Source organism: Bacteroidota bacterium, from assembly GCA_016721765.1.
Lineage (GTDB): Bacteria > Bacteroidota > Bacteroidia > UBA4408 > UBA4408 > UBA4408.
In genome coordinates this window covers 321,506-347,901 of record JADKHO010000004.1, presented here as the reverse complement: position 1 = coordinate 347,901, position 26,396 = coordinate 321,506, and the positions used below count along the sequence as shown (strand labels likewise).

The 26,396-nt window shown below is 38.1% G+C and carries 24 protein-coding genes; 15 read left to right on the top strand and 9 right to left on the bottom strand.

All coding sequences use genetic code 11. The features are described from left to right. Nucleotides 1-26 precede the first annotated feature (26 nt). The 3 genes from IPP32_15570 to IPP32_15560 all read right to left on the bottom strand — a co-directional run bounded on the left by IPP32_15570 (nt 27) and on the right by IPP32_15560 (nt 4,706). Nucleotides 27-902, bottom strand: coding sequence for a cyanophycinase (locus IPP32_15570; protein ID MBL0049505.1), 876 nt, complete (start codon nt 900-902; stop codon nt 27-29). Nucleotides 903-1,028: 126 nt separating this feature from the next. Further along, nucleotides 1,029-2,342, bottom strand: coding sequence for a T9SS type A sorting domain-containing protein (locus tag IPP32_15565; protein ID MBL0049504.1), 1,314 nt, complete (start codon nt 2,340-2,342; stop codon nt 1,029-1,031). 96 nt (nt 2,343-2,438) lie between these two features. Then, on the bottom strand, nt 2,439-4,706 hold the full coding sequence (locus IPP32_15560; GenBank protein ID MBL0049503.1) for a carbohydrate binding family 9 domain-containing protein: 2,268 nt from the start codon (nt 4,704-4,706) through the stop codon (nt 2,439-2,441). A gap of 181 nt (nt 4,707-4,887) precedes the next feature. On the opposite strand from IPP32_15560, the gene IPP32_15555 reads away from it, so the two are divergent. Next, complete coding sequence (locus IPP32_15555; protein MBL0049502.1) at nt 4,888-6,156, top strand: DUF2130 domain-containing protein; 1,269 nt, start codon at nt 4,888-4,890, stop codon at nt 6,154-6,156. 6 nt (nt 6,157-6,162) lie between these two features. On the opposite strand, the gene IPP32_15550 is transcribed toward IPP32_15555, so the two are convergent. Next, a complete protein-coding gene (locus tag IPP32_15550) occupies nt 6,163-6,939 on the bottom strand; it encodes a sulfite exporter TauE/SafE family protein (GenBank protein MBL0049501.1) in 777 nt (258 codons plus the stop codon). A gap of 112 nt (nt 6,940-7,051) precedes the next feature. Between IPP32_15550 and IPP32_15545 the strand changes: the two genes are divergently transcribed. From IPP32_15545 to IPP32_15500, 10 genes are all read left to right on the top strand, one after another. Further along, the gene (locus IPP32_15545) at nt 7,052-7,573 is read left to right on the top strand and encodes a hypothetical protein (protein MBL0049500.1); all 522 of its coding nucleotides are present in this window, start codon (nt 7,052-7,054) and stop codon (nt 7,571-7,573) included. Between the two features lie 8 nt (nt 7,574-7,581). Further along, nucleotides 7,582-9,165 carry a methylmalonyl-CoA mutase gene (locus IPP32_15540; GenBank protein ID MBL0049499.1) on the top strand — a complete coding sequence of 528 codons (1,584 nt, stop codon included), beginning with the start codon at nt 7,582-7,584 and terminating at the stop codon, nt 9,163-9,165. A 72-nt stretch (nt 9,166-9,237) separates the two neighbouring features. After that, nucleotides 9,238-9,468, top strand: a complete 231-nt coding sequence (locus tag IPP32_15535; protein ID MBL0049498.1) for a hypothetical protein — start codon at nt 9,238-9,240, stop codon at nt 9,466-9,468. Next, nucleotides 9,465-9,677 carry a hypothetical protein gene (locus IPP32_15530; GenBank protein MBL0049497.1) on the top strand — a complete coding sequence of 71 codons (213 nt, stop codon included), beginning with the start codon at nt 9,465-9,467 and terminating at the stop codon, nt 9,675-9,677. Before IPP32_15535 ends, IPP32_15530 begins: the two co-directional genes overlap by 4 nt. 255 nt (nt 9,678-9,932) lie before the next feature. Continuing rightward, a complete protein-coding gene (locus tag IPP32_15525; GenBank protein MBL0049496.1) occupies nt 9,933-11,174 on the top strand; it encodes a tryptophan 7-halogenase in 1,242 nt (413 codons plus the stop codon). A 63-nt stretch (nt 11,175-11,237) separates the two neighbouring features. Next, complete coding sequence (locus IPP32_15520) at nt 11,238-12,845, top strand: NAD(P)/FAD-dependent oxidoreductase (GenBank protein MBL0049495.1); 1,608 nt, start codon at nt 11,238-11,240, stop codon at nt 12,843-12,845. 5 nt (nt 12,846-12,850) lie between these two features. Then, nucleotides 12,851-13,525, top strand: coding sequence for a YdcF family protein (locus IPP32_15515; GenBank protein MBL0049494.1), 675 nt, complete (start codon nt 12,851-12,853; stop codon nt 13,523-13,525). 145 nt (nt 13,526-13,670) lie between these two features. Further along, complete coding sequence (locus IPP32_15510; GenBank protein ID MBL0049493.1) at nt 13,671-14,690, top strand: tetratricopeptide repeat protein; 1,020 nt, start codon at nt 13,671-13,673, stop codon at nt 14,688-14,690. A gap of 15 nt (nt 14,691-14,705) precedes the next feature. Continuing rightward, nucleotides 14,706-15,461 (top strand): hypothetical protein, encoded by a 756-nt coding sequence (locus IPP32_15505; GenBank protein ID MBL0049492.1) that lies wholly within the window; start codon nt 14,706-14,708, stop codon nt 15,459-15,461. 57 nt (nt 15,462-15,518) lie between these two features. Next, nucleotides 15,519-16,022 (top strand): tetratricopeptide repeat protein, encoded by a 504-nt coding sequence (locus tag IPP32_15500; GenBank protein ID MBL0049491.1) that lies wholly within the window; start codon nt 15,519-15,521, stop codon nt 16,020-16,022. On the opposite strand, the gene IPP32_15495 is transcribed toward IPP32_15500, so the two are convergent. Together IPP32_15495 and IPP32_15490 are read right to left on the bottom strand one after the other, a co-directional pair. After that, nucleotides 16,023-17,105: an AI-2E family transporter gene (locus tag IPP32_15495; protein ID MBL0049490.1), complete on the bottom strand. Its 1,083-nt coding sequence runs from the start codon at nt 17,103-17,105 to the stop codon at nt 16,023-16,025. It lies immediately after the preceding gene. A 124-nt stretch (nt 17,106-17,229) separates the two neighbouring features. Further along, complete coding sequence (locus tag IPP32_15490) at nt 17,230-19,635, bottom strand: fibronectin type III domain-containing protein (protein ID MBL0049489.1); 2,406 nt, start codon at nt 19,633-19,635, stop codon at nt 17,230-17,232. A gap of 221 nt (nt 19,636-19,856) precedes the next feature. On the opposite strand from IPP32_15490, the gene recF reads away from it, so the two are divergent. Genes recF through IPP32_15475 form a run of 3 tightly spaced genes read left to right on the top strand, consistent with a single transcriptional unit; the run spans nt 19,857 to nt 22,633 of the window. After that, a complete protein-coding gene (gene recF / locus IPP32_15485; protein ID MBL0049488.1) occupies nt 19,857-20,960 on the top strand; it encodes a DNA replication and repair protein RecF in 1,104 nt (367 codons plus the stop codon). Next, nucleotides 20,960-21,250: a DUF721 domain-containing protein gene (locus tag IPP32_15480; protein MBL0049487.1), complete on the top strand. Its 291-nt coding sequence runs from the start codon at nt 20,960-20,962 to the stop codon at nt 21,248-21,250. The genes recF and IPP32_15480 overlap by 1 nt, the downstream gene beginning before the upstream one ends. Before the next feature lie 12 nt (nt 21,251-21,262). After that, on the top strand, nt 21,263-22,633 hold the full coding sequence (locus tag IPP32_15475) for a M20/M25/M40 family metallo-hydrolase (GenBank protein MBL0049486.1): 1,371 nt from the start codon (nt 21,263-21,265) through the stop codon (nt 22,631-22,633). A gap of 151 nt (nt 22,634-22,784) precedes the next feature. On the opposite strand, the gene IPP32_15470 is transcribed toward IPP32_15475, so the two are convergent. Both IPP32_15470 and IPP32_15465 read right to left on the bottom strand, forming a co-directional pair. Continuing rightward, nucleotides 22,785-23,435, bottom strand: a complete 651-nt coding sequence (locus tag IPP32_15470) for a carbonic anhydrase (protein ID MBL0049485.1) — start codon at nt 23,433-23,435, stop codon at nt 22,785-22,787. Nucleotides 23,436-23,452: 17 nt separating this feature from the next. Beyond that, nucleotides 23,453-24,346 (bottom strand): hypothetical protein, encoded by an 894-nt coding sequence (locus IPP32_15465; protein MBL0049484.1) that lies wholly within the window; start codon nt 24,344-24,346, stop codon nt 23,453-23,455. 131 nt (nt 24,347-24,477) lie between these two features. Here IPP32_15465 and IPP32_15460 point away from each other — a divergent pair, with 131 nt between their 5' ends. Then, nucleotides 24,478-25,155, top strand: coding sequence for a TetR/AcrR family transcriptional regulator (locus IPP32_15460; protein ID MBL0049483.1), 678 nt, complete (start codon nt 24,478-24,480; stop codon nt 25,153-25,155). Nucleotides 25,156-25,254: 99 nt separating this feature from the next. On the opposite strand, the gene IPP32_15455 is transcribed toward IPP32_15460, so the two are convergent. Continuing rightward, nucleotides 25,255-26,148: an alpha/beta hydrolase gene (locus IPP32_15455; GenBank protein ID MBL0049482.1), complete on the bottom strand. Its 894-nt coding sequence runs from the start codon at nt 26,146-26,148 to the stop codon at nt 25,255-25,257. Between the last annotated feature and the right edge of the window lie 248 nt (nt 26,149-26,396).

The following is a 26,396-nucleotide window of genomic DNA, read 5'->3' as shown; positions in this document are numbered from 1 at the left end:
CCCTGCTTTTTTTATAATTTTTATCCTTATGCTTTTTCCAGCTTTTCAGGTGTTTCTGCAAAAAACTTTCGTTCTTTTAAATGGTAAAAATTTCCTTTTGCCAAAACATGTACAATCATGTTTTCGATAGATAGAGGTGTGCCTTGCTCTGCATCTGCAATATTGGAATGACGAATATCGTGTCCATCAAATATCAACACCAAGCCGGAACCAATGGCTTCCATTTTATTTCCTTCTTTCACCAACACTCCGGTATCTTCACCTAAGCCAATACCAATACATCCCGGATTACCGGCAACAGCTTCGGCCAAACGCCCGAACCTACCGCGTTTTACAAAATGTGAATCAATGATAACATCCTTTATAAAAGCTAAACCGGTAGTAATTTTAACTTCGCCTTTGCGCATGGCTTCCGTGCTGCTGCCCTGATAAATCATGGTATTGCTCATGGCCATGGCACCTGCACTGGTTCCTGCAATGACAAAATTTTCATTTTGATAGCGCTCGGTAATTACATTTAAAAATTCGGTACCGCCAAAAATCATACTCAGGCGCATTTGATTGCCACCTGTAAACATCACGCCATCGCATTTGCGTATGCGCTCAATGTACTCAGGCAGCAAAGCATCTTCCCGCTTACGGATATGCATAACACCTATATTTTTACAACCGAGTTTTCCGAATGCATCAATGTAATTTTCGCCTACTTCAACAGGAATCATAGAAGCGGTAGTAATCACTTCAACTGTGGAATCTTTTCCTTTCATCTCCGAAAGGATGCGCTTTAAAATACCTTCTTCAAAGAAGTTCAGTTTTTCCTTGGGCGTAAAATTTGGTTCCGCCTCAGTTCCTTTGTCTTCATTCCCCCCCACCGAAATTAATTTTCCTTTTGGAACTTCCATGAAATTATTTTTTGGTTGGATGCAAAATTAAGGAATTACCACGTGCGCCATGTGTTTGATTTAACAATTATTCAACATGTTGCTAACATGGATATGTTTACAGCAGGGTCTAAATTTATAGCTCATTTAATATTTTGCAAAGCGACAAAAGGTGTTCTGAAACTTCAATAAATATATTCCAGCCGGCAAATCAGCAATGGAGATACTAGAGTTTTCAGTACTCATTTCGCTTGATAATAATCTTGTTCCAACAATAGTATAGACTGTTGCGTATGTCTTAGATTTAATTTCTCCGGTGTATTTTATTGAGATTGATGTTTGTGCAGGATTGGGATACACAGATAAGTGTGCAGAAGGAAACTGTGCTGCCGGTGCAGCGTTTGCGTTTAAAAATATATTTTCAAAATTTTGAGCATAAGCATAGCTGCTGCTGCAATTGCTCATAGCATCCCAATTTATTGACCAAGTCATCATTCCCAATAATGTTGGATAGCCACTACTTTGTGAAAGTGTGTAATTACCGGGTTTTGGACCTTGTCCTTTAAGGTAGTTCAAAGCGGATGCTACAATTAAAGTATCAGCAAAACCGCCGCCCGCAGCGTTAGCGCAAGCCGGCAATCCAACTGAAATTTTTGAAGCGGGTATGCCAGTGAAATACCCACCGCTTGTTGCAAATCCATGTACTGAAGCTTCTGTCATCGCTACAATAAAATCGGCTGTTCCTTGTGTATAAATTCCGCCGTCAATTCCATACATGGAGCCACTGTTGTATAGTTGTACTTGAAGAATATCGAGCGAATCGCGCAAGGCATCAATAATGGGCAAGTATCCGCCCCAAATGCCGCCGAAAGCCGATTGACCACCAAGTACATAAGCGGTTTCGGGAGCCATGGTGAGCAGCATTTTTTTTTGATGGTTGGTACGAAAATTAGTCATGATTTGCTGTATGGCGGCAATTAAATTCAATTGTGCCACATTGCTTGGAGCGGCGATGGTTCCACCACTATTTAAAATGGAATTACCATTTTCTATGTCGATATCCATACCATCAAAACCATAAGTTGTGATAATGCTAGTCATGGAAGAAATAAATGCGTTTTTGTTTGCAAGGCTTGTTAAATCAATACTTGTAGTTGCCCCACCAATGCTAATCAACACTTTTTTACCTTGATTTTGAAGGCTTTGAACTTTTGTAATAAAGTTACTTTGTGAAATTCCATCCGGAGTAAAAAGCATGGTCATGTCTGAAGGAGAAGTAGGTACTGCAAAGGCAACTTCAATTACAGTGTAGCGCGAATCAATTTGATCGAGTTGAATATAAGGTGCATTCACATCGTTCCAATTGTGCCAATAGCCTATTAATGCTGGTGAAGAAACTTGTGCAAAAGCAGACAATTGCTGTATAAAGAAGAAGAAACTTAGAAGTAAGATTTTTTTCATGTGTGTTTAATTTGAATCAATTCATACAAAACTAAGGTGTTAAAATATGTGCAAAAATAAAATTGTCTGAACAGGAATGGATGCAGGTTGATAGCGCTATAATCCAAACGTAAAGGAATATTTTACCACTATGGTTTGCTGATCTACCAATGGTTGTGTGGGCTTCGCTTCTAAGCGTTGTGTATTGAGTAAGGAATTGTAAACAATAAACAAATCAGTTCCTTCGCGCGGATTGTAACGAAAACGGAGGTTGCCACCAAAGGAATCACTATTATCGTCGTATTGTGCCAGCAATTTTATGGAGAATTTACTTGATTGGGTAAGTGTTAGATTTAGTGCAATTAAATTGCTTTTATAGATTCCGTTTTCATTGTCGGAAAATGTTTTGGGAAATATAATTTCATTAAACTCGTAATTCGCACCCACACGAATGAAGCGATTGACAATATAATTAGCAGAAGGATTAGCGGTGAACAAATTTCCACCGTAAAAATTGCTGTATCCGGTACTAAATTCAAATGTGTAACTTTTGGATTCATCATATAAAAAATTGGCATCGGCACCATACATGTAATAATAACCATGCGGCACCAATATATGGTCGCTTAATTGCCAATCGTCAAAAAGCCGGTCTTCTTTATATGAAAAGGGTGTAACAGTTATGGAAGAGCCCTTTTTCCATTGAATATTTCCGTTCAAGTTTGCAAATTTTGTTTCCGTTAATTCCGATTCCAATTTCCAGCGGTATTCTACAGTGGAGTTAAGGCTCCAGAAATTAACTTCGTGTTCTCCTTTAATGCGCATAATGCGTCCATTTGAAAGGGATACAAATCCGTAATCTGATTCCGGATTAAAACCCATGGAGGGATTAAATTTTTTACCTACAATTTCTACATCCAGTCCATGCGTAAATCCTTGCCCTGCGTTTTTAAATGCAAACAAATTAATAAAGGTGTTTTTGTCAAAGCTTGATTTCACAGCCGTATCGTAAGTAGAAACTACACCAAATCCGGCCGACCACTTGTCGTTAAACTTATGTACCAAATCAATACCGGCACTTTGATTGGAAACTTTATCCTGTGCAGTAGAAATGCGATTGGTAATAATGCCTCCCCAAAAACTGCCTTTGTTATCGTAGAATTTTCGAAGGCGTGCCACGCTAAAATTTTCGGGATGTATTGTTTTTTCCTTTACTCCGGCGGTTTGCATATTTAAAGCGCCAATTGTCCATCCATTTTTTTTACCGGTAATGCGCACTCCGCCAATGATTGGCACAACACTACGGTTTTCGAGGCCAATTCGGCGGGAATTAAAAATTTGTGTATTGTATCCTACTTGATAATTCAAATAGTTTTGCGATTCTAAAAAGAAATTTCTTTTTTCCGGTAGGTTGATGGAATATTTACTGAGATTTATAATCCGATTGTCTGCTTCCGCTTGAGCAAAATCAGTATTTACCGTGAGGTTGAGCGTGAAATTTTTGGTGATCCCATACTTTACATCGGCACCCAAATTGCTAATAATTTTATCCAGTGTTTCGTTGTGCAGGTAGTTTTTTCGCGTAAAAAAAGTGGAGCTTGTATTGTAATCCGTTTGTGTTGCATTGAGTTTACTAATTTGCTCGTAATTGCTAATTACATAAGGAGTAATGTAGATTGGCTTTTTGGTTTTAAGATTAAAAAACTCTAATTCCGCTTCCTGGCTCACATTGTTCCATTTGTTTTTAAGGGAGGAATCACAAGGCGGATAAGTAATGAGTTCATTTTTTCTTCGAATTAATCGCGCAAAGCGAAAACCCATAATTGTTTTTTCCTTTTGCTCGAAGCGTAAGGAGGAAAATGGAATCCTGAATTCAGCTGTGTAGCCGCTGCTATCCACCACCGACATTACATCCCAAAAGTTATTGTAATCGTCATTCATATTGTCGCCATTGCCCGAAATTTCTGAATCGAAGCGTGCGCTGAGGGTATTGGTAACAAATACAACTGCTGTGTTTTTATCGTTATAGGTATCTAGTTGAACTGAAATGCCATCATCTTTACCCAATTGAAAATCACGGTCCATAAAAAAGCGCACCAGTTGGGAAGCTGCACTATCATAACAATGAAATCCTACACAGAGATAACTGTTGTTATAAAGCAATTTCACTTCGGTTCGTTCAGTAGCATTGGCACCGGGTAATGGTGATGTTTGCATGAAATCACTAAGCGGAGTCGCCAATTCCCATTCGGGTTCAGTAAGTTTGCCGTCGAGTTTAATATCCGTTTCGATGCGCTGCGGTTGATAGCGCAATTGAGCTTGGCATTTAGCGATAAATGCCAGGAGTATTATTATAAAAAGAGAAAACCTGAAAATCGCAGTCACTTTCAATTTGTTTTTTCAAATATAGGATTGTTTGGGAAAGATTTCATGATTCTGATTGGACGTATTTAAATTTAAAATGAACAACTAAAAATAGCTGAGCTGCATGTCATGAGTTGATTTATTGCTAATTTTAGCAACATCATTCCAATATTTTAATCGCCAGTTTAGAATCAGTTACGTCATGTCCAACAACACCCAAATAAAATGCCCCAACTGCGGTACATCTATTGATGTACAAGATATTTTATCGCATCAATTAGAAGAAGAATTAAAGAAGAAATTTAATTCACAGTTAAATGAAGAGAAGGATAAATTTGAAAAGAAAAACGCTGCCCTGTTAAAAGAGAAACAAGATTTCGAGTTAAAAAAACAAAAGGAAAATGAAATATTTCAGGAGCGTTTTGATGCAAAAATTAAGGAGGAAAAAAAGCTGCTGGAAGAAAAGTTAGGAAAGAAAATTAAGGAGGAGCAAGCAGATAGTATTGCTTTGATGAAAAAGGAGTTGGATGAAAAAACACTTCAAGTAAACGAACTCAATAAAACAAAAGCAGAAATCGAAAAACTCAAACGCGAAAAGCTGGAAATGAAAGAAGCAATTGAAGCGGAAGCCCAAAAACGGCTCAATCAAACTTTGATAGAGGAGAAAGAAAAAATAAGAAAGGCAGAGGAAGATAAAAATGAACTACGTTTCAAGGAAATGCAAAAGCAGTTGGAAGATCAGAAACGTTTGACCGAGGAGATGAAACGCAAGCAGGAGCAAGGCTCTATGCAACTGCAAGGAGAAGTAATGGAGTTGGCGATTGAAGAATGGCTAAGTGCCCAATTTCCATTGGATACCATCGAGGAAATAAAAAAAGGAGCGAGGGGCGGTGATTGCATACAATACATTAATACGCGATTGCGACAAAATTGTGGCTCCATCTATTATGAAAGCAAACGCACCAAAGACTTCCAAGCCGGATGGATCGAAAAATTTAAGGGCGATATTCGTGTCAAAGGCTCTGATATTGGCGTATTGGTTACCGACGCCATGCCTGCCGGGATGGATAGGATGGGCTTGAAAGATGGAATTTGGATTTGCTCCTTCGAGGAATTTAAAGGCTTGTGTACCGTTTTGAGAGAATCAATAATACAAATCAGCAATGCTATTTCTTCGCAAGAAAACAAGGGCGATAAAATGCATTTGTTGTATGACTACCTTACCGGGAATACATTTCGTTTGCAAGTAGAAGCAATTGTAGAAGGATTTACGACCATGAAGGTGGATTTAGAAAGTGAAAAAAGAGCCATGCAAGCCATTTGGAAGAAGCGTGAAAAACAAATTGAAAAGGTAACGCTGAATACGATCGACATGCATGCCTCCATCAAAGGAATTGCAGGAAGCGCAATTCAATCGGTTAAGTTATTAGAGTTGCCCGATTCGGAAAGCGAAACAAAAGAACTGGAGTAGTTTAGCTTAAACTATCCCTAATCCTAAGAGCAGCGAAAATACAATCAACATAAGTGCTACAATAAATTGCACCGCATTTAAAGTAATCTTTTTTAAAATTTTATTTCCAAAATAGGCTCCCGTAAAGGCGCAGAGCGTTGCTGCAGCAAGTAAGGCATAATTCAAGTGCACTTCAGGATTAAAAAATAACTGTCTTGAATAGAGTGTGAGCCTTGAAATATCAACCATGCAAGCAACTGCTACACCCGTTCCAATAAATGCTTCTTTGCTCAGATTCAAGCGCATCAAAAAAGCACTTCGCAATGCGCCTTGATTGCCGCTGAGCCCACCAAAAAAACCGGAAAGAGCTCCACCTAAGGATAAATATTTTTCGTCAAATTGCAAATTCGCGAGTTTCGGAATCAATTCAAAAAGCGCAAAAACGAGCATTAACACTGCAATAACGAGTTTTAGCGGCATCACCGAAAAAATCTTCCCGCTAAGGGTATACGAATAAATGGCTTCCATATCGCTGAGTTCACCTAGCAGGTAAGCGCCGGCAAGTGCAGCCAATACAGAAGGTATTCCGAAACGAATGAGCACATTTTTATCAGCATTTTTGCCAATTAAAAAATATTTAAAAATATTGTTCGATAAATGGACCAATGCTGTTGCAGAAATGGCTACCGGAAGTGGGAAAAATAAAGCAAAGGCAGGAACTAATAGAGTTCCTAATCCAAAGCCCGAAAAGAGCGTTAATCCTGAGCCGATTAAAGCAACTACACAAATTAGAAAATAGTCCATTGAGCGAATATAGTAAATGCTTCAAATTTGAATTTTATCCGGGATTAAAAAGCACTGAAAAATATTTTTTCGATATTTACCGTTTCATAGTCTAACCAAACCAAAAATTTTTATGGATTCATTTGCAACGATGCTCATGTACACAGTTCCTTCATTAATTGTGTTTCTTACTTCTTATTTTATTTTAAAGTCCTTCATGGACAATGAATACAAAAGTAAGTTGGCGGATATTCGAATGAACAATCAAACTACCATAACACCTATTCGTTTGCAAGCCTGTGAACGCATTGTGCTGTTTTGCGAGCGTATTGCTATCAATAATCTGGTTATGCGAGTTCATCGTCAGGGCATGAGTGCGCGCTTGTTGCATTCTGAATTATTAACCACTATCCGAAATGAATATGAGCACAATATTTCGCAACAAATATATGTGAGTAAAGCAGCTTGGGATGCTGTTAAAAATGCAAAAGAAGAAACCATTAAAGCCATAAATATTTCAGCAAGTAAGGTAGCTGACGACGCTACAGGATTGGATTTGTGTACCGTAATTTTGGACCTTTCCACGAAAGTGGCCAAGCTCCCAACCGATTATGCCATTGAAGTAATGAAAGCAGAAATCAGACAAATATTTTAAGCAAGCGAATGAGCGAAAAGTTAAGACAAGAAAAATTTGAAACCGATTCGGGAATTGAAATAAAATCCGATTATTCTCCCTTTGAATCAGGTGGTGTGAGTGAAGGATTGGGAAAGCCCGGAAAGTTCCCGTTTACCCGCGGGGTGCAGGAAACCATGTATCGCTCCAAGCTTTGGACCATGCGGCAATATGCCGGATTTAGCACTGCCGAAGAATCCAACAAACGATACCATTATTTATTAAACAACGGCACTACCGGCTTGAGTGTTGCTTTTGATTTACCTACACAAATAGGATACGACAGCAGCCATGAATTTTCGGATGGTGAAGTGGGAAAGGCCGGCGTAGCAATTGATTCCTTGCGGGATATAGAAATACTTTTTGATGGAATTCAGTTGGAGAATATAACTACTTCCATGACCATTAACTCTACTGCTTCGATTTTGCTCAGCATGTATATTGCCTTAGCAAAAAAGCAAGGGGCCGATTTAAAAAAGATTTCGGGCACTATTCAAAATGATATCTTAAAAGAATATGCAGCACGGGGGACATACATTTATCCGCCAAAGCCCAGCATGCGCATCATTACCGACATTTTTGAATATTGTAGCAAGGAAGTGCCAAAATGGAATACCATTTCAATTAGCGGTTACCACATAAGGGAAGCAGGTTCTACTGCAGTTCAAGAATTAGCTTTTACTTTAGCCAATGGAAAATCATATTTGAAAGCCGCGATTGACAAGGGATTGGATATAAATGTATTTGCGAAACGATTGTCCTTTTTCTTTAATGCACACAATAATTTATTTGAAGAAGTGGCAAAGTTTCGCGCGGCGCGTAGAATGTGGGCACACATTACACGCGAATTAGGCGCAACCGATGAACGTGCTATGATGCTGCGCTTTCATACACAAACCGGCGGCAGTACCTTAACAGCACAGCAACCGCAAAATAATATTGTGCGGGTAACTACGCAAGCGCTATCAGCAGTTTTGGGTGGCACACAATCTTTGCATACTAATGGTTTTGACGAAGCGATAGCCTTGCCAACCGAGGAAGCAGCGCGCATTGCTTTGCGCACACAACAAATTATTGCCTACGAAAGTGGCGCTGCCGATACCGTAGATCCTTTGGCAGGTTCATATTTTGTGGAAGCCTTAACCGATGAAGTGGAAGCTGCAGCATGGGACTATATTCGTAAAATTGATGCTATGGGAGGCTCTGTTAGTGCGATTGAGGAAGGCTACATCCAAAATGAAATTGCAAAATCTGCGTATCAGTATCAAAACAACATACAAAATGGAAGTAAAATTTTGGTGGGTGTAAATAAGTTTGAAATTGATGAAGCACCAATTTTAGATACGTTTACAATTGACGATTCCATTCGGAAAGTGCAAATCGATAAGATAAATCAAGTAAAGTCTGAGCGCGATAATGTGAAAGTGAATGAACTTTTAGTACAGTTGGAATCTGCCGCTAAAGCCGACACCAACCTGATGCCCATAATTTTGGAAGCTACTGAAAACTATGCTACCTTAGGTGAAATTGCAGATGTGATGCGCACTGTTTTTGGGGAGTTTAAGAGTAATTAGTGAATAATGAATTAACCTTAAAATTGAGTTTTATTTATTGAATTATTATTATATTTCGTTAAAAGCAAAGCAATGTTATTACAATTGGGAAATGCTAAAAAATCGGATTTAAAAAAGCTGTTCGATTTCGCAAAAGAAAATAGTTTGGAGTTGACTTTGGTTGATGCGGATAAGAATAAATCCTTCTTGCCCGGTGAGAGTCTTTCGGCTAAGGAAATTAAGGTATTAATTAGTAAGAGCAGAGAAAGCGGCAGCATTTCCATGGAAAAGGCGCATCAATCTATCCGCAAAGGATTACAATGAAAATTAACTATACCAATGATGCTGTTGAATCTTTGGCAAGCTTGGTTAATTTTATTGAAGCGCACAATACTAAAGGCGCAGGTTTAAGATGGTTAAGTAAATTTGAACAGCAGCTCAAAATAAAGCTAAGTTTTCCTAAAATAATCGGCATGTGTCATAATGAAACATTCCGGAATTTTGAGTTGAAATGTATTTATTTCAAGGATTAGCTCATTGCATTTTCTGTTAAAGAAGATGCTGTATTAATTGAAGCGATTTTGCATAAATCTAGGATAAAGGATTAGTATTTAAACCATAACGCCTAGGCTTAAGTTGATTTTAGACACATTCGCGAATTATTTCCCATTCGTTGATGTAAATGCTATGATTCAAATCATACCGACGCGAATCAATTTGTATGTATAATTGTTGCGTTTTTTGCAAACAATATTTATAGTAATTTGTTACCTAAGAAATTTAACAAAATGAACACTGAAAAAGTAGACGTATTAGTTATTGGAGCAGGTCCTGCCGGATGTATTGCTGCCAGCATGATTCATAAGCAAGGCTTTAAAGTAAAAGTAGTGGAAAAGGAAAAATTTCCGCGTTTCGTGATTGGAGAAAGTTTATTGCCACGTGTAATGGATCACTTAGACGAGGCCGGTTTATTGGAACGCGTTAAAAAGGCCGGTTTTCAAGAAAAATTCGGTGCTAAATTCGTGCGGGGCAAGGAGGTTTGCGATTTCAATTTTGCCGACCAGTTTACAAAAGGTTGGAATTGGACCTGGCAAGTGCCGCGTGCACAGTTTGATTTGTTGCTTTCGGAAGGAATTGCCGAAATGGGCGTGGAGGTAGAACACCAAACCGGAGTAACTAAAATTGAATTTAGAGGAACAGATTCAACCACCACAGTGGTTGACAAAAGCGGAACTGAGAAGCAGATTGAGGCGCGCTTTATAGTGGATGCAAGTGGCTATGGCCGTGTAATTCCGCGTATGTTTGGATTGGATAAGCCATCTAATTTTGAACCGCGTAAAACACATTTTGTACATTTCAAGGACTTAAAACGTCCCGAAGGAATTGATGGAAACCGCATAACAGTAGTGGTGCACCAACAGCGTACCTGGATATGGATTATTCCGTTTAGCAATGGAATTACTTCTGTTGGATTTGTAGCAGATCCTGAGTTTTACAATGAATTTTCTGAAAATTTTAGTGAGCGCATGCGCGGAATTGTTGCCACAAATGAACATACAGCCGAGCGATTTAAAGATGCAGAAATGGTATTTGAACCGCGCACCATCGAAGGATATTCGATAAGTACTAAACAACTATTTGGGGATGGATTTGTGCTATGCGGAAATGCGACCGAATTTTTGGATCCAGTATTTTCAAGCGGCGTTACCTTTGCTATGGAAAGCGGAAATAAAGCCGGTAAGTTAGTTGGGGCTTTCCTTAAAGGAGAAAAAGTAAATTGGCAAAAAGACTATACTGATTACATGATGCAAGGAATTGATACCTTTAGAACCTATGTATCCGCTTGGTACAATGGGGATTTACACGATATTTTCTTTGTAGGAGCAGCCTCAAATCCCGAGATTAAAAAGCAAATTTGCTCTGTTTTAGCCGGGTATGTGTGGGATTTAGAAAACCCATTTGTGAAAAAGCATGAACGCGCGGTGAAGTCGCTTGCACAAGTAATTCGTATGGGAGCGGAAGCAAATTAATTTGCATTCAGCCTAAAAACAATTTACTAGCTCAAACGTTTTTTGTACTATTGATAGCTTAATATGTACAAAAAATACACTCCCGATTATAATTTCCAAAATTTTGATGCCATTGTCATTGGTTCAGGATTGGGTGGCCTAACAACCGCTGCATTGCTGGCCGGTGAAGGGAAAAAAGTGCTTGTTTTAGAGCGCCATTATGTTCCGGGTGGTTTTACACATGCGTTTAAACGTAAAGGGTTTAAATGGGATGTAGGTGTGCATTATGTGGGGCAAGTTCAAAGTCATAAGGCAAGTTTGCGCAAAGCTTTTGATTTTATAACCGGAGGCAAACTTCAATGGGCAGAAATGGGCAGTATTTATGACAAAGCAATAATTGCCGGAAAGGAATATGAGTTTGTTGCCGGCAAAGCCAATCAGATTCAAAAATTAATATCCTATTTTCCTAAAGAAGAAATTGCCATACGTGCTTATTTCGATTGCATTGAAAAATTTTCCAAGGGCACCGGAATGTTTTTCGGAGAAAAGGCAATGCCACCTTTCCTGAGTAAATGGCTGGGTCGTTTTTTGCGCAAAAAATTCAATTCTTATTCCGATAAAACTACCTATGATTTTTTGAGGGAACTTACTTCAAATGAGGAGTTGATTGCAGTGCTGTGTGCCCAGTGTGGTGACTATGGTTTGCCTCCAAAGAAAAGCAGTTTTGCAATACATGCCATGATTGCAGAACACTATTTGGAAGGTGGAAATTATCCAATAGGTGGCGCTTCCGAAATTTATAGAAATATTATTGAAGTCATTCGCAAACAAGGCGGGGAAGTATTGATTCGTGCCGATGTGAAAGAGATAATATTGGAAAATAAAGTTGCGGTTGGTGTTGAAATGGAAGACGGCGAAAAAATTTATGCGAGTAAGATAATCAGCAATGCAGGTGCTCGCAATACCTTTGATAAATTAATTCCGAAATTGGAATTGCGCACGAAGGCAATTAAATCCGACTTGCTTAATGTAAAGCCCAGTGTTTCTCACTTATGTTTGTATGTGGGCTTAAATAAGTCGGATGCTGAACTAAATCTTCCTAAATGGAATTATTGGGTGTATAAAAGTTATGATTTTGATGCCGATTTTGACCGGCACATGAATAACAGTTCAGAGGAGCCACCTCTTTTTTACATTTCATTTCCTTCCGCCAAGGACCCAAATTGGGCCGAAAACAATGCTAACACAGCAACTGTTCAAATTATTGTGGCCTGTTCGTATGAGTGGACAAAGAAATGGGAAGAAACAAAATGGATGAAAAGAGGGGATGAATATTTGAATTTTAAAGAAGCTTTTAAAACCATAATGCTCGAAAAATTATATCAAATTGTTCCTCAAGTAAAAGGCAATGTTGAACTGTGCGAACTCTCCACGCCATTGTCGACAAAGCATTTTTGCAATTATACGCATGGCGAAATTTATGGTTTGGAGCATACACCGGCTCGATTTCGATTAAATTGGTTGCGGCCTCAAACCCCTATTAAAAATTTATTTTTAACCGGCCAGGATACATTAACAGTAGGCGTGGGTGGAGCTCTTTTTTCGGGCGTTATTACGGCCTCCACCATCCTCAAGAAAAATTTCATGAGCCGTATTGATAATTATAAAACAGCCGAAATTCCTAGCGCATAACCAGTATGATGAAGAATTTTTTAATTATAATCCCTGTGCTATTTCTCTTAAGCTCTTGTGTTTTTTTTAATAACAATTCCACAAAACTTTACCGAAAAGCAATTCAAAAGACGCCTTTTGATGCTGGAATTGTACCCGGAGTTCCTTGGGTGGAAAGTGGCTGGGATTCGGCGATGAAAGGAAGAGTAATATGGGCGGTGCACTTATACAAAAGAGGTGTAGTGAAGAACCTGATTTTTTCGGGAGGCTCCGTTTATTCTCCATTTTATGAAGGAAAAATTATGTGTTTATATGCACAAAAAATGGGTGTTCCAAAAGAGAATTGCTTTGCCGAAATTGAAGCAGAGCACAGTGTAGAAAATGTTTACTACGGGCACAAGATGGCGGATAGTTTAGGTTTTAAAAAGGTGGCATTAATAACTGATCCCTTTCAAGCAACCTTATTAAAAAGCCTATTGCGTAAATTTAAACCGCATGTAATTCGAATTCCATTCATTGTGGATACGCTGAGAACAGTTAATAAGATTAGTGTTGCTATTGATGGTTCATCAGCTCGAAACCCTAATTATACGGTGCCACTGTGGGATAGGGTAAGCAAATGGGAGCGCTTGCAAGGAACACGAGGCAAGAAAGTAAAAAAATTAATGCGACAAGATAGAAGAGCAACCAAGTTTAACTAAATTAAAACTTTATTTTATTTCATTTTAATTTTTAGAAGTTAAGCTCAACTACTCTTTCTCAATTTTCCTAATTCAAATTCAAACACTACATTTAATCGAATATTTTTTCGCAAGTACAAGCGAAAAAGGAATACATTATTGCAGTATGAAATTGGGCCAAATTTGGTTAATGTTTTCTTTGGGATGTTGCCTTTTTTTGAAGGCAAGTGCCTCCGTTTCCAATCCCAATCCTGACTCTTTAGTACGCGTTGCAAATTCGATGACTACTGATACTGCAAAGGTTATACAGTACTTTAAGTTTGCGGCCTTATATGCACATTCTCCTGGCGTGGAAAAAGTATTTGAAGATTCTGCACTTGCCATTTCAAAAAGAATCAACTACACCAATGGGTTATTTCGTGCGTATCGTAATTTAAGCGGATATTATTGGCGGATTGAAGAGTATAGTAAGGCAATAGAATATAATTCATATCGTAAGGCACTTGCGATTGAAATGAAAGATAGCATTCAGTTGGCCAGTTCATACAATACAGAAGGGCTTTCCTACTCCTCCCTTGGTGAGTATGATAAGGCATTGGATGCTTTTAATGCCGGCATAAACGTGTATAAGCACTTGGGTAATGAAAAATTAGCAGTGTTTTTGCTCGGCAATGTGGCGGCTGTTTATTTATCCTTAAAAAATTATGAAAAAGCTGAATCACTCTTGCGGCAATGCTTGGCTTCTGATCATAAATTCAAAAATACATACTCTATCGGTAACGATTGCCAACTCATGGGAGATGTTTTTTTGGAAAGTGAAAGGCCTGATTCAGCGTTTATTTACTATACCAAAAGTTTATCCCTTAGCGATTCTTCGGAGTTTTTTGTGAAGGCAGGTTCCTTAAAGGGATTGGGGAAAATTTATTTCAGAAAGGGTGATTATGCCAATGCCTTGCAATGTTTTACAGCTGCAATTGAAGCAGGAAAAGGAGGAAGGGCAAAATCTGTATTAAGAGATGTTTATTTGCAACTAAGCTATTTGTACGAAAAAATGAACATGCCGCAAAAGGCGCTGGAGGCGCATCGTTTGTATTTTTCTTGGAACGATAGTACCAACATTTTAGTAAAGCGAAATCAATTGGCCTATTCCGAAATGATAAAGCAAAACGCATTAAAAGATTTTTAATTAAAGACCGAAAAATTGGAATATCAGGAACGTTTAAGAGTTCAGGCAATTATTCGAAATGGAATTATATTAGTACTTGCAATTGTGGCTTTGTTTTTAATATTAGTTGTCAAGCAACGAAAAAAAATCAGCTATGAGAAAAAGAGAAGTGATGATTTGTTGCTAAATATTCTTCCACCGGAAGTGGCAGAAGAGTTGAAAAATACCGGAAGTGCAGAAGCAAAGCAATTTGATGAAGTTTCTGTAATGTTTACCGATTTTAAAGGCTTTACTCAAATATCCGAAAGTTTGAATCCGGCCGAATTGGTTGCTGAAATTCATACCTGTTTCAAGGCTTTTGATGAGATAATTTCAAAACATGGAATCGAAAAAATTAAAACTATTGGGGATGCGTATATGTGTGCCGGTGGATTGCCAGTCGTAAATACTACGCATGCCGAAGATGTCGTTAAAGCTGCTATCGAAATTAATCAGTTTATGCAGCGCCATCTTGAAGTTAGAAAAAGCGAGCACAAAGCAATTTTTGAAATCAGAATTGGTATACACACCGGACCGGTTGTGGCAGGAATAGTTGGGTTCAAAAAATTCGCATATGATATTTGGGGCGATACTGTAAATATTGCTGCACGACTTGAATCTAGCGGAGAAGCAGGTAAAGTGAATATCAGCGGAAGCACTTATCAAAAAGTCAAAGATAAATTCAATTGCATTTATAGAGGAAAAATTCCTGCCAAAAACAAGGGTGAGATCGATATGTATTTTGTTGCCTAAAAAAGGCAATTCAAGAATCCAAAAAGCTTTTTTTAATTTTACTGCAAATAATATTTTATGCTTACAACTAATGTCTTAGAGGAAATGTTCGAAAATGCTGACTTCCTCATTAAAGAAAATAAAATTGCCGATGCTATCAATGTATTGCACGATGTTTTAGCAGAAGCCCCTGATTTTGGAAAGGCACACAATCATTTAGGTTGGATTTATGAAACCAAACACAAAGATTTGCCGAAAGCAGAAGAGCATTATCGTTTGGCTATTAAATTTAAACCGGATTACGCAGCCGTATATTACAATTATGCAATTTTGCTGAGCACAATAAGGAAATACGATGAGCTGGAAAGCCTATTAAAAAAGGCGGAAGCCTGTCCCGGCATTAATCGCGCCACCCTTGCAAATGAATATGCTATTATGTATGAATCAATGGGGAAGTATGATGAAGCAATTGCAGCTTACAAAAATTACATCGTCAATTTATTTGATGAAAAAATGATTGATAGTGCTGCGGCAAGTATTCAACGTTGTAAGAAAAAACGTGATTTATTAAATAGTTTATAGTTAATCTCTTCCCAAAGTCTTAGCCGGATTGTCTTTTTCATCCGTTAATTCACTTCCTAAAAAATATCCAATTGCTTTGGTGGATTCGCGAGCATCAAAAATTAATTTTAAGATGGCCGTTATCGGGATGGAGAGTATCATTCCGGCTGCTCCCCAAATTTCGGCACCCACCAATAAAGCTACTATGGCAGCAAATGGATTTATGCTCACGCGTGAACCAACCACTCTGGGTGTGATATAATTTGATTCTAAAATTTGCACAATCGAAAAAACAACAACCACTCCGGCGGCAGCTCCCAACGAGTCTTTTGTGAGCAAAGCGTAAGCGATTGGCAAGAGTGAACCAATAAAAATTCCAATGTAAGGAATGATGGTGAGTAAAGCTGCAAAGAACCCGAAAAATAGCGCATTGTTTATTCCAATAATCCATAAGCCCAATGAATTCAATATTCCTATTATTAGGATTACTGAAAACAAACCAATTAAATAATTCTGACTCAGTTTTTGAATGCTACCGAGTAGATGTGTAATTTCTCTATGTTTCTCTCCATCAATCAATGAAAATGCAAAATCCTTAAACGATTTTTTATACAATAAAAAGCAAAAAACATAAACCGGTACTAGTCCAAAATAACTCATGATTTCAGTGGTGGTAGAAACAGTTCCGCCAAGCATTTCACCCAAATTGCCAATAATTTTTACTTTTCCATTTTCAATCCATTGGTCCAGTGTATCATTTGAAATAGGGAAATGAGTTACAATGTATTCATGCAACATGTTGAGTTTAAACTCCAATTTTTGATTCATCCCCGACATTTCTCTCACTAAAGTTGAAACTTGTGAGGAGATAAAGATGAGTACCATCACCAATAAAAGCAGCACTATCAGCATCGATATCATGATTGCCGCAATCCGCGGAATTTTTATTTTTTCTAACCTCCTGCAAAGTGGATAGAGTAAAAAGGAAAGCAGCGCAGAAATGATAATGGGCAATAAAAAATCCTTGGTATAAACTAAAATGATTGTGGAAAGCACAAAGCAGAGAAGAATCCCCGCAAGCCTTAGTGAAAAAGGAAATCGCATAAATTATTTTTTTTCGATATTCAAATGTACTAAAGCAATTCCATTATTTAGTGCAGCCAAATCTTTTTTAAAATAAAAAAGGAGTTCACCGGGTGAACTCCTTTAAACATAAATACTATTCTTATTAATGTCGCACGTATACTTTTGAAACCTGTTTTCCTGAAACGCCGCTCACACTTAAAAAGTAAAGCCCTTCGGTGAAATTAGCAGTCGCAATTTCTAATTCATTTTTTCCGTCATACAAAGTTTTTTCTGTACTAAAAACAACTGCACCCAATATGTTGCGCAATTGGATGTGGGCTGTCTCATCTGTATCATTCAACTCCATCTCCACTTTTAACAACCTATCGGCCGGATTAGGACCCACTACTATTACAAAGTGGGTATGGAAATAAGACGAGGGAGACCAAGCACTAACTGAACCGGCAGTAGTTCCTCCTGGTGTTGTGCAAATACTTTGTACTTGCCATTCATAATAAGATTGAGCCTGTAGTCCGAATAATTGTTTGGAGTAAGTATTTGAACTAACAACTGTCCAAGCACCAGTATTTATTTTTCGATATCGTATGCTAAATCCGAACACTGGTGTTGGGCTTGTCCATTTAACCAAACAGCTTTGAGGTGCAATGTTTGTTGCCATTAAATTAAGCGGCACAGCGCATAAATTAGCGCAGGCAGAAGTGGTAAAGAATGAACTAGATGAAAATGCACTTGTACCATTTGTTGCCGTAGTACAAATGGATTGTACTTGCCATTCATAATTAGTGTTGCAGAGCAAATTAATTAAAGTAGTGGTGTTTGATTGCAAACTGATTTGTGTCCAGGGATTGGTTGGAGGTACATTAGGCAATATGGCGCGATATTGAATGCGATATGCATAAACTCCAGATACAGCTGCCCATCCAACATACGCACTCGATGCTGTAATGTTTCCAGAAGCTAATCCGCTAGGAACCGGGCATGTAGTAGCACAAGCCAAAGTTGTAAATGTTGTGCTTGGCGAAAAGCTGCTGATTACCGATGTCCCATTTAATGTATTTGTGCAAACTGAAGCAACCTGCCATTCATAAAGCGCTCCACACATTAAATTGGCTAAACTAAAGGTTGTTCCCTGCACAGTAGCTTGTGTCCAATTGGTAATTGCATTCGTTACTAAACGATATTGCAAATTGTAAATACTCACTCCCGCAACTGCCGTCCAAGAAGCAACAGCCGATGAGGAAGTAATATTTCCGGTTGTCATTCCGCTAGGCACCGCACAGGTTGATGTGCAAGCAAGAGTCGAAAATGTTGCGGAGGTAGAAAATGCACTCGAACCACCATTGCTTGCAGAAGAACAAATAGATTGTACTTGCCATTCATAGCTCGTTCCACAAACCAATGAGCTCAATATATAAGATGAGTTGGCTGTTACATAAACTTGTGTCCAATTCGCATTGGCAGGATTTAACGGTCTATATTGTATTTTGTAGTAAATAGCACCACTTGCTGCTGTCCAAGCTAAATTAACACTTGTTGAGGAAACCGCGCTGCTGTTAAGCCCTGTTGGAACTGCGCAGGTTGGAGTTGGGCAAGCTGAAGTAGTGAAAGATAAAGGTGTTGAAAAAGCACTCGATCCACCAGCTGTTCCCGAATTAGCGCAAATGGATTGAAGCTTCCATTCATAAGCAGTATTGCAACTTAATCCGGTTAAGGTATAAGATTGATTTGCTTGAACGGTGACGGAAGTCCAACCTACAGTATTCAAAGGGCGGTATTGTATCAGATAATAAGCCGGTGCAGGCGAAGCGCTTGTCCAACTTAATGTTGCACCAGTGCTTGTAATTGAACTAACAGTTAAACCGGCAGGAACAGGACAAGTGGTGGGGCAAGTTAAGGTTGTAAACACAGTGCTTGATGAATAAGCGCTAGTTCCTCCAGTGCCGGCTGTGCTGCATAGGGTTTGTACTTGCCACTCGTAGGCTACTCCACAAATTAAATTTGCCATGGTATAGCTTGTACCTTGCACAGTAATTTGGGTCCATGCAGTAATTACATTCGTAACCGGTCGGTATTGAATGCGGTAAACTCCAATGCCGGATTGTGCTGTCCAATTCGCAACAGCGCTATTTGTTGCAATCGCGCTTGTGTTTAAGCCTGTAGGCGGAAGGCAAGTAGTGTTGCAGGGAAGTGTTGTAAAAACAAGACTGGTTGTAAAAGCACTGGTATTGGCTACTCCGCCAATAGTGGCACAAATTGCTTGAACTTGCCATTCATAGGCAGTTCCGCATAATAATCCACTAATGGTATAAGAATTTGTTTGCGCATACATCTGCGTCCAGGTCCCGGAACTCAAGGAAAGCGCGCGATATTGAACTCTATAATATCCGTTTGCGGTTTGAGCCGTCCACGAAACGGTAGCACTTGTTGTGCTCACCACAGTTGTTACAGGCCCTGAAGGAATTGGGCAATTTGTATTTTGAGCGATACTGCTATCACCAGCAATGGCTAAAATAAAAAGTAAGACAAGGGTAAAAAATTTTGATTTCATGCGAAATGGGTTAATTAAATTCTTTAGCTAAGGTATTTATTTTTCAGTTACTTGCAAATGGAAATTAAGAAATTTCGATGAAAAATTATTCTCGAAAGCTTCATCATTTAGGCCATTTTCAAATTCAAGAATTTTCTCAAAAGAATTTGAAAGTAGTTGAATTCCGGCTTTAAAAACCAAATTAAAAAAGCTAATTTCGCTCCTCCCAAAATTGGAGTTAAATGTACCTGAGTAAATTGTCGTTGTTGGGTTTTAAGAATTATGCTGAAGCGGATTTTGTGTTCAGTAAGCACATCAATTGTTTTGTTGGCAATAATGGTGAAGGCAAAACTAATTTACTCGATGCCATCCATTACCTCGCATTTTGTAAAAGCTTTTTCAATGCCAACGACAGCCAAAATATTTACCATACCAATCCTTTCTTCGTGATTCAAGGCGATTTTTTAATTGGGGAGGATGTTAGAGAGGACATTTATTGTGGGTTCAAGCGCAACGAGAAAAAACAATTCAAAAAAAATAAAAAGGAATACAATCGTTTAGCCGATCATATTGGCACCATTCCATTGGTAATGGTTTCGCCCGCCGATTCTGAATTAATTACCGAAGGAAGTGAAAGCCGTCGTAAGTTTATGGATAGTGCCATTGCTCAATTTGATAAATCCTATCTTGAAAATTTATTGGCCTACAATAAAGTGCTGGCTCACCGCAATGCAGTATTGAAAAGCTTTGCGGAGAATCGCATGTATGATAAGGAAACCATTTCCATTTGGGACGAACAATTGGTTAAATTAGGACTTATGATTCATGCGGAACGCAAACTTTTCATAAGTAAATTCATTCCTATTTTCAATCGTTATTATCAATTGATTTCTGGTGGGAAGGAAGAAGTTGGGTTGGAATATGCATCCCAATTAAATGATGGTGAATTTGCTGAACTTCTAGAATCGGCTGTTAAGAAGGATTTGCACTTGCAATATTCTTCAGTAGGAATTCATAAGGACGATTTAATTTTTAAAATCAATGGATTTGCCGTTAAAAAATTTGGTTCTCAAGGTCAACAAAAATCATTTCTCATTGCTTTAAAACTGGCACAGTTCGATTTTTTAAAAAGCATTAAACAAAAAACGCCCATCATTTTATTGGATGATATTTACGATAAGCTCGACGAAAGCCGCGTACAGCAGCTGATGCAGCTCGTGAGCTCTGAAGGATTTGGGCAAATATTTATTACCGACACTCATCAAGACCGCATTGCACTCATCTTCAAGAAAATTAAAACGGAGTTTAAATTGTTTAAAATCAAAAATGGAAACAAGGAAGCATAATGGCCGCAAGTAACGAACAATCGCTTAAAGAAGTCATCAACGAATTGTTGGCTTCCTACTGTTTAGATGGAAAGTTGCATGAAGTGCGTCTCATTAATTCATGGGAATCACTCATGGGAATATCAGTAGCTAAACAAACTTCACGCATCTACATAAATAAAAAAACGCTTTTTGTGGAATTGAACTCTGCCGCATTGCGCAATGAACTTTCGTATGCCAAAGCCAAGCTGGTTGATTTGCTCAATAAAGAAGCGAAACATAATGTGATAACCGATATTGTTTTTTTATAATTCAAACTAAAAATGAAAAAGCTGATTTTTGGAATTCTTCTTATAACTTGGATAAAACCCATTCAGGCACAAAATGCGGATTCGATTATGCTGCGCAAAATTTTTGATGAAGCATTAACGCATTCACCCTCCTATATAAACCTCGAGTACCTCTGTACCAAATTTGGTGGCCGCCTTTCCGGTTCCGAGAATGCTGCAAAAGCAGTGCTGTATGTGGAAGGAATAATGGCGAAACTTGGTGCGGACAGCGTTTATAAGCAAGCTTGTATGGTACCGCATTGGGTAAGGGGGGATAAAGAGTCTGCCAAAATTATTAGTAAACAAAAAACTCTTGATGTTTCTGTTTGCGCTTTAGGCGGAAGTATTGCAACCTCCGAAACCGGCATCACCGCTAAGGTTATTGAAGTTCATTCTTTTGATGAATTAAAAATTTTAGGAACCGAAAAGATTAAAGGAAAAATAGTTTTCTATAATCGCCCAATGGATCCCAAGCTACTCAATACCATGCACGCTTATGGTGGGGCAGCAGGACAACGCTGGGCGGGTGCTTCTCAAGCTGCGCCTTTTGGAGCAATAGGAGTAGTGGTGCGCTCGATGTCTTTGAGTAAGCAAGATTTCCCGCATACCGGTTCAATGGGATATGAGGATTCTATTGTAAAAATTCCGGCTTGTGCAATAAGCACGAACGGCGCCGATTTATTAAGCGATATGCTAAAGGATAATCCTAATCTTCAATTCTTCTTTAAACAATCGTGTAAAAAGTTGGAGGATGAACCATCGTTTAATGTGCTTGCCGAAATTAAGGGATCGGAGCAACCCGAAAAAATTATTGTAGTAGGTGGGCATTTGGATTCTTGGGATACCGGTCAGGGTGCACACGATGATGGGGCAGGAGTAATGCAAAGTATTGAAGTAATTCGCATTTTAAAAGCTTTAAATTATAAACCACGTTATACCATTCGAGCGGTTGCGTTTATGAATGAAGAAAATGGGCATGTGGGTGGCCTAAAATACGCTGAGCTCGCTAAGCAAAATCAGGAAACGCACATCGCTGCTATCGAAAGTGATGAAGGAGCTTTTGCACCACTTGGTTTTTCAATGGATGCATCGAGTGAAATAAGAACTAAAATAAAATCGTGGCGCCCTCTATTAGAACCTTATGGCATTTATAATTTTAATGAAAGTGGCAGCGGAACCGATATTGAACCTATCGTTAATACTGGAGTTCCCGGCTTTTCGTTAGTTCCCGAATCGCAACGTTATTTCGATTACCATCATAGCCCCGCCGATACATTTGATAAAGTGAATAAGCGAGAACTTGAATTGGGAGGTGCTGCGCTTGCTGCATTTATTTATTTGATTGATCAGAAGGGCTTGCAATAATTTGCCAAACAGGCTCACTTTATAAATAGCATAAGTTACCCATTTCGAGTAAGAAGCACTAAAAAAAATACACGCCAGTTGCTCGTTGCATTCCATTAACAATTCAATTTATGCTCATGGCGAGTATTTTTTATAATACATAATTGTTCTGTTAGTTTATTACCTCTGAATTTAGCGTATCTGAAAAAAAAGTTACTTCACCACTAGAAATGTTGTGTGTTCCGCCAACTATTCCAATTTTTCCGCTTTCAATCATTTCCTTTAATATAGGGCTACGTTGCATGATTGACTCTACTGTTCGCTTTACATTGATGATTGCAACTTTTTCAACGAATTCCGAATTGCTGGCAACTCGATTTGACTTGATTGTAGTTTCGGCATCTACTGCAGGACGTATTTTGGTTAACAATGCTGTTAAGTTCCCCATTTCAACGTGATCGCAGGCACCTTTCACAGCGCCACATTTGGTATGGCCTAACACAACAATAATTTTTGCACCCGCTACTTTGCAGCCAAATTCCATACTTCCAAGGATATCTTCATTAATAATGTTGCCGGCTATTCGAACACTAAAAATATCACCAAGACCCTGGTCAAAAATTAGTTCTGCAGAAGTGCGGCTATCAATACAACTTAAAATAACTGCAAAAGGGTGCTGCCCATCTGAAGTTTCATTTGCTTGTTGTAATAGATTGCGGTTTACCTTAAGGTTATTCACAAATCGTTTGTTCCCTTCTTTTAATAGTTCCAGTGCCAATTTGGGAGTTATGGCTTCTTGCATTTCTTTTGTTAATGTTTTCATTTTTTTTTATTTATTAGTTAGGATAGATAAAATTTTTGTGGCGAAAGCGGTGATGGAACTTCTGCCTCCTTTAAAAGTTGTTTAATGTTTATTTCAATGGTTCTTGCTATGGCTGTTACAGCGGTGTCGGTAGGCCTATTTTCAAATGGATCTTGCATGTGCGTTGCGGATTTTTCAAGTAAAAAGAATGCACTGGATAGCAACAGTAAAAGCGGAATTTCAAAAATTACAGCTATGTCTTTTAAGGCAATAGAAAGTGTAACAACAAAAAGATAAATGATGGCATGTAAAAAATGGCGATAAGTAACCGGAAAAACAGTCGTTTTTATCCGCTCTGATTTTCCCTGTGAATCGCAGAGTCTCACTAAAGTGGCATCTAATTGCAAGTGTGAAAAAATATCAATTTGATTTTTTTCTTTGAGCTCCTTAATATCCTTTGCATGAAGCTGAAGTAATGCAAGTGGTTTGTTGTTATGCTGCTTTATTTCTTCAAGCTCTTGTATAGAAATATACTGCTCTAAATTTGAAATGGGATTTAAACCTCTAAGCGATTGACCAAGTGAATAGCACCAGGCAATCTGACGTAAGGCTATTTTTTTAACAGCTTCTGCATTGTTTTTGGAGGTCAAACTTTGCAATTGAATAACAAAGCTGCGAGAATCGTTAACAATTGCGCCCCACACTTTTCGAGCTTCCCACCATCTATCGTAAGATTGATTTAATTTAAATGAAAGCAAAATGGAGATGGCCGTTCCAATAAATGCCGGAATAGTTAAGGGCATTTCCGGCAAGAGGACTTTAAATCTTTCGGTAATAAATAGCACAACAGCTGATACAAGTAAAATATAAACTAAATCAAACTTTACTTTGTTAAAGATGTAGCTGGCCGGTATTTTTTTGTTAAGTAACATAGTAGCATTTTAATTTCGAGCACAAAGATAGTAATAGTTTTACAAAAGATAGTAAAACTATCATAAAAAATTGTAAAATATTTTTTTGTACTTTTGATTTAACCTTTTTTCCTACTCTTCTAAACCCTCAAATGAAGTTACACTTACAGATTAAAATGAATGAGGCTTTGTTCCTCCGAAATCCCGAAGATTCCGAATTAGGCAGGAATATCCTTAAACATAGTATTCAACTGATCTATAAATTAGGTTTTGAAGTGTTTACCTTTAAGAAACTGGCTGAAGATATTGGCACCACAGAAGCAGGCGTTTACCGTTATTTTGAAAACAAACATAAATTGTTGCTTTATTTAACCGCTTGGTATTGGGGCTGGTTAGCGTATCAAATAAGTTTTCACACCAACAATATTAAAGACCCGTCTATAAAATTGAAACGTATCATCAAACTGTTATCCACTGCAGTGGAAGACGATATGCAAACCAATTATATCAACGAAAGTTTGCTGCACAAAATTATCATATCGGAGGGTTCAAAAGCCTATCTAACGAAACAAGTAGGGGAGGACAACAAGCAACAATTTTTTAAACCTTATAAAGAACTTTGTGCATTGATTGGCAGTGTTATTAAAGAATGCAATCCTAAGTATAAATATCCAAAATCATTGGCATCCACCATTATTGAAATGGCACATTTTCAAAACTTCTTTATGAATCATTTACCCTCGCTTACCGATTTTGGTAAATCGAAGGAGGAAAGTGATATTATTGCTTTTTTAAATGATTTGGTATTTACGAGTTTGAAAAAGACCTAAACCCTTTCCAGTTGGCAGTTTAAGAAGTCCAGGAATTTTGTGGAGGATTTTTTTAAAGAATCAATTTCTGATGTTTGTCTTTTATTTCCAAAATTCCTATTAATGCTTAATTACATGGCTGTTCAAGAATTTTTCAATAATCGGAACAATCATTTCACTTTCCTTAAAGTCGGGTTTTAAAGTTGTAATTTCTCCCATGTATTCTCCATGCCCACCAGGGATAATGGCTAATTCTGAATGTTCAATTTGACGATGAAGTTCTAACGCATGTTCAGGTGTAATAACATCTTTGTCTCCGTTAATAATTAGAGTAGGGGATTTAATAGCTTTGATTTGTGCATCCGGAATGTCCTTGAAATTTTGCATGCGCTTTGCATCCCTGTCGTGCATCACTTGTAAGCCATTTGAATCTGCGGCCACTTTTTTGTATCCAAGTTTTAATTGCTCCGGCATATTTTCTAATTTGGCCTGATCCATAAAATTCCAAAACCATTCAGGAACCCCATTTCGTTTTGCTAATGCTGAACCCAAAATCATTTTGTTAATGAGTTGTGGATGTCTGATGGCCAGTTGTAAAACGGTAGTACCTCCGTTACTAAAGCCAAAAAAATCGGCCTGGGAAATATGTAAATTTTTAAGAAGCGTTGCGATATCATCTGCGTCTTGTTCAAAGCTAATGTCCGCGTTTCGGTCGCTAGTACGTCCGTGTGCTTGTATTTCCAAAGCTATTACTTGTCTGTTTTTTGAAAGCAAAGGAATAATTTTTTCAAAGCTTGTTTGAATTGTTGAGCCTCCACCATGCACTAAAACCAATGGTTTGCCGGCACCATAAATTTCGTAGTACATTTTAAGTCCATTCACATCCAAGTATCCACTTTTAAAAGACATGCTGTTTTGTTTTACAAGTTCAGTTATAGGATTAGTTGTTTTTTTCTCAGCGCATGAAATTAAAATTAAAAGAAGAATCGACAATTGATAAAAAGTTGATTTCATTTTGGAAGCGTATTTTATTGTTTGTGATTATTGAAGAAAGTTAATTCGACAAATAAACTGAAACTAATAAGATATTACAAAATACTTTTGGATGCATATGAAATGCCAACATCAAATACAGTTATAGTGCGTATTAGCTACTTCATCATTAAGTATCTGGTCGAAATTTACAATCAACATCAATTGCAAGAAAAATGACAATAGTTACACACAAATTTATATAGCACTCAACATGTGCGTTTTCTTCG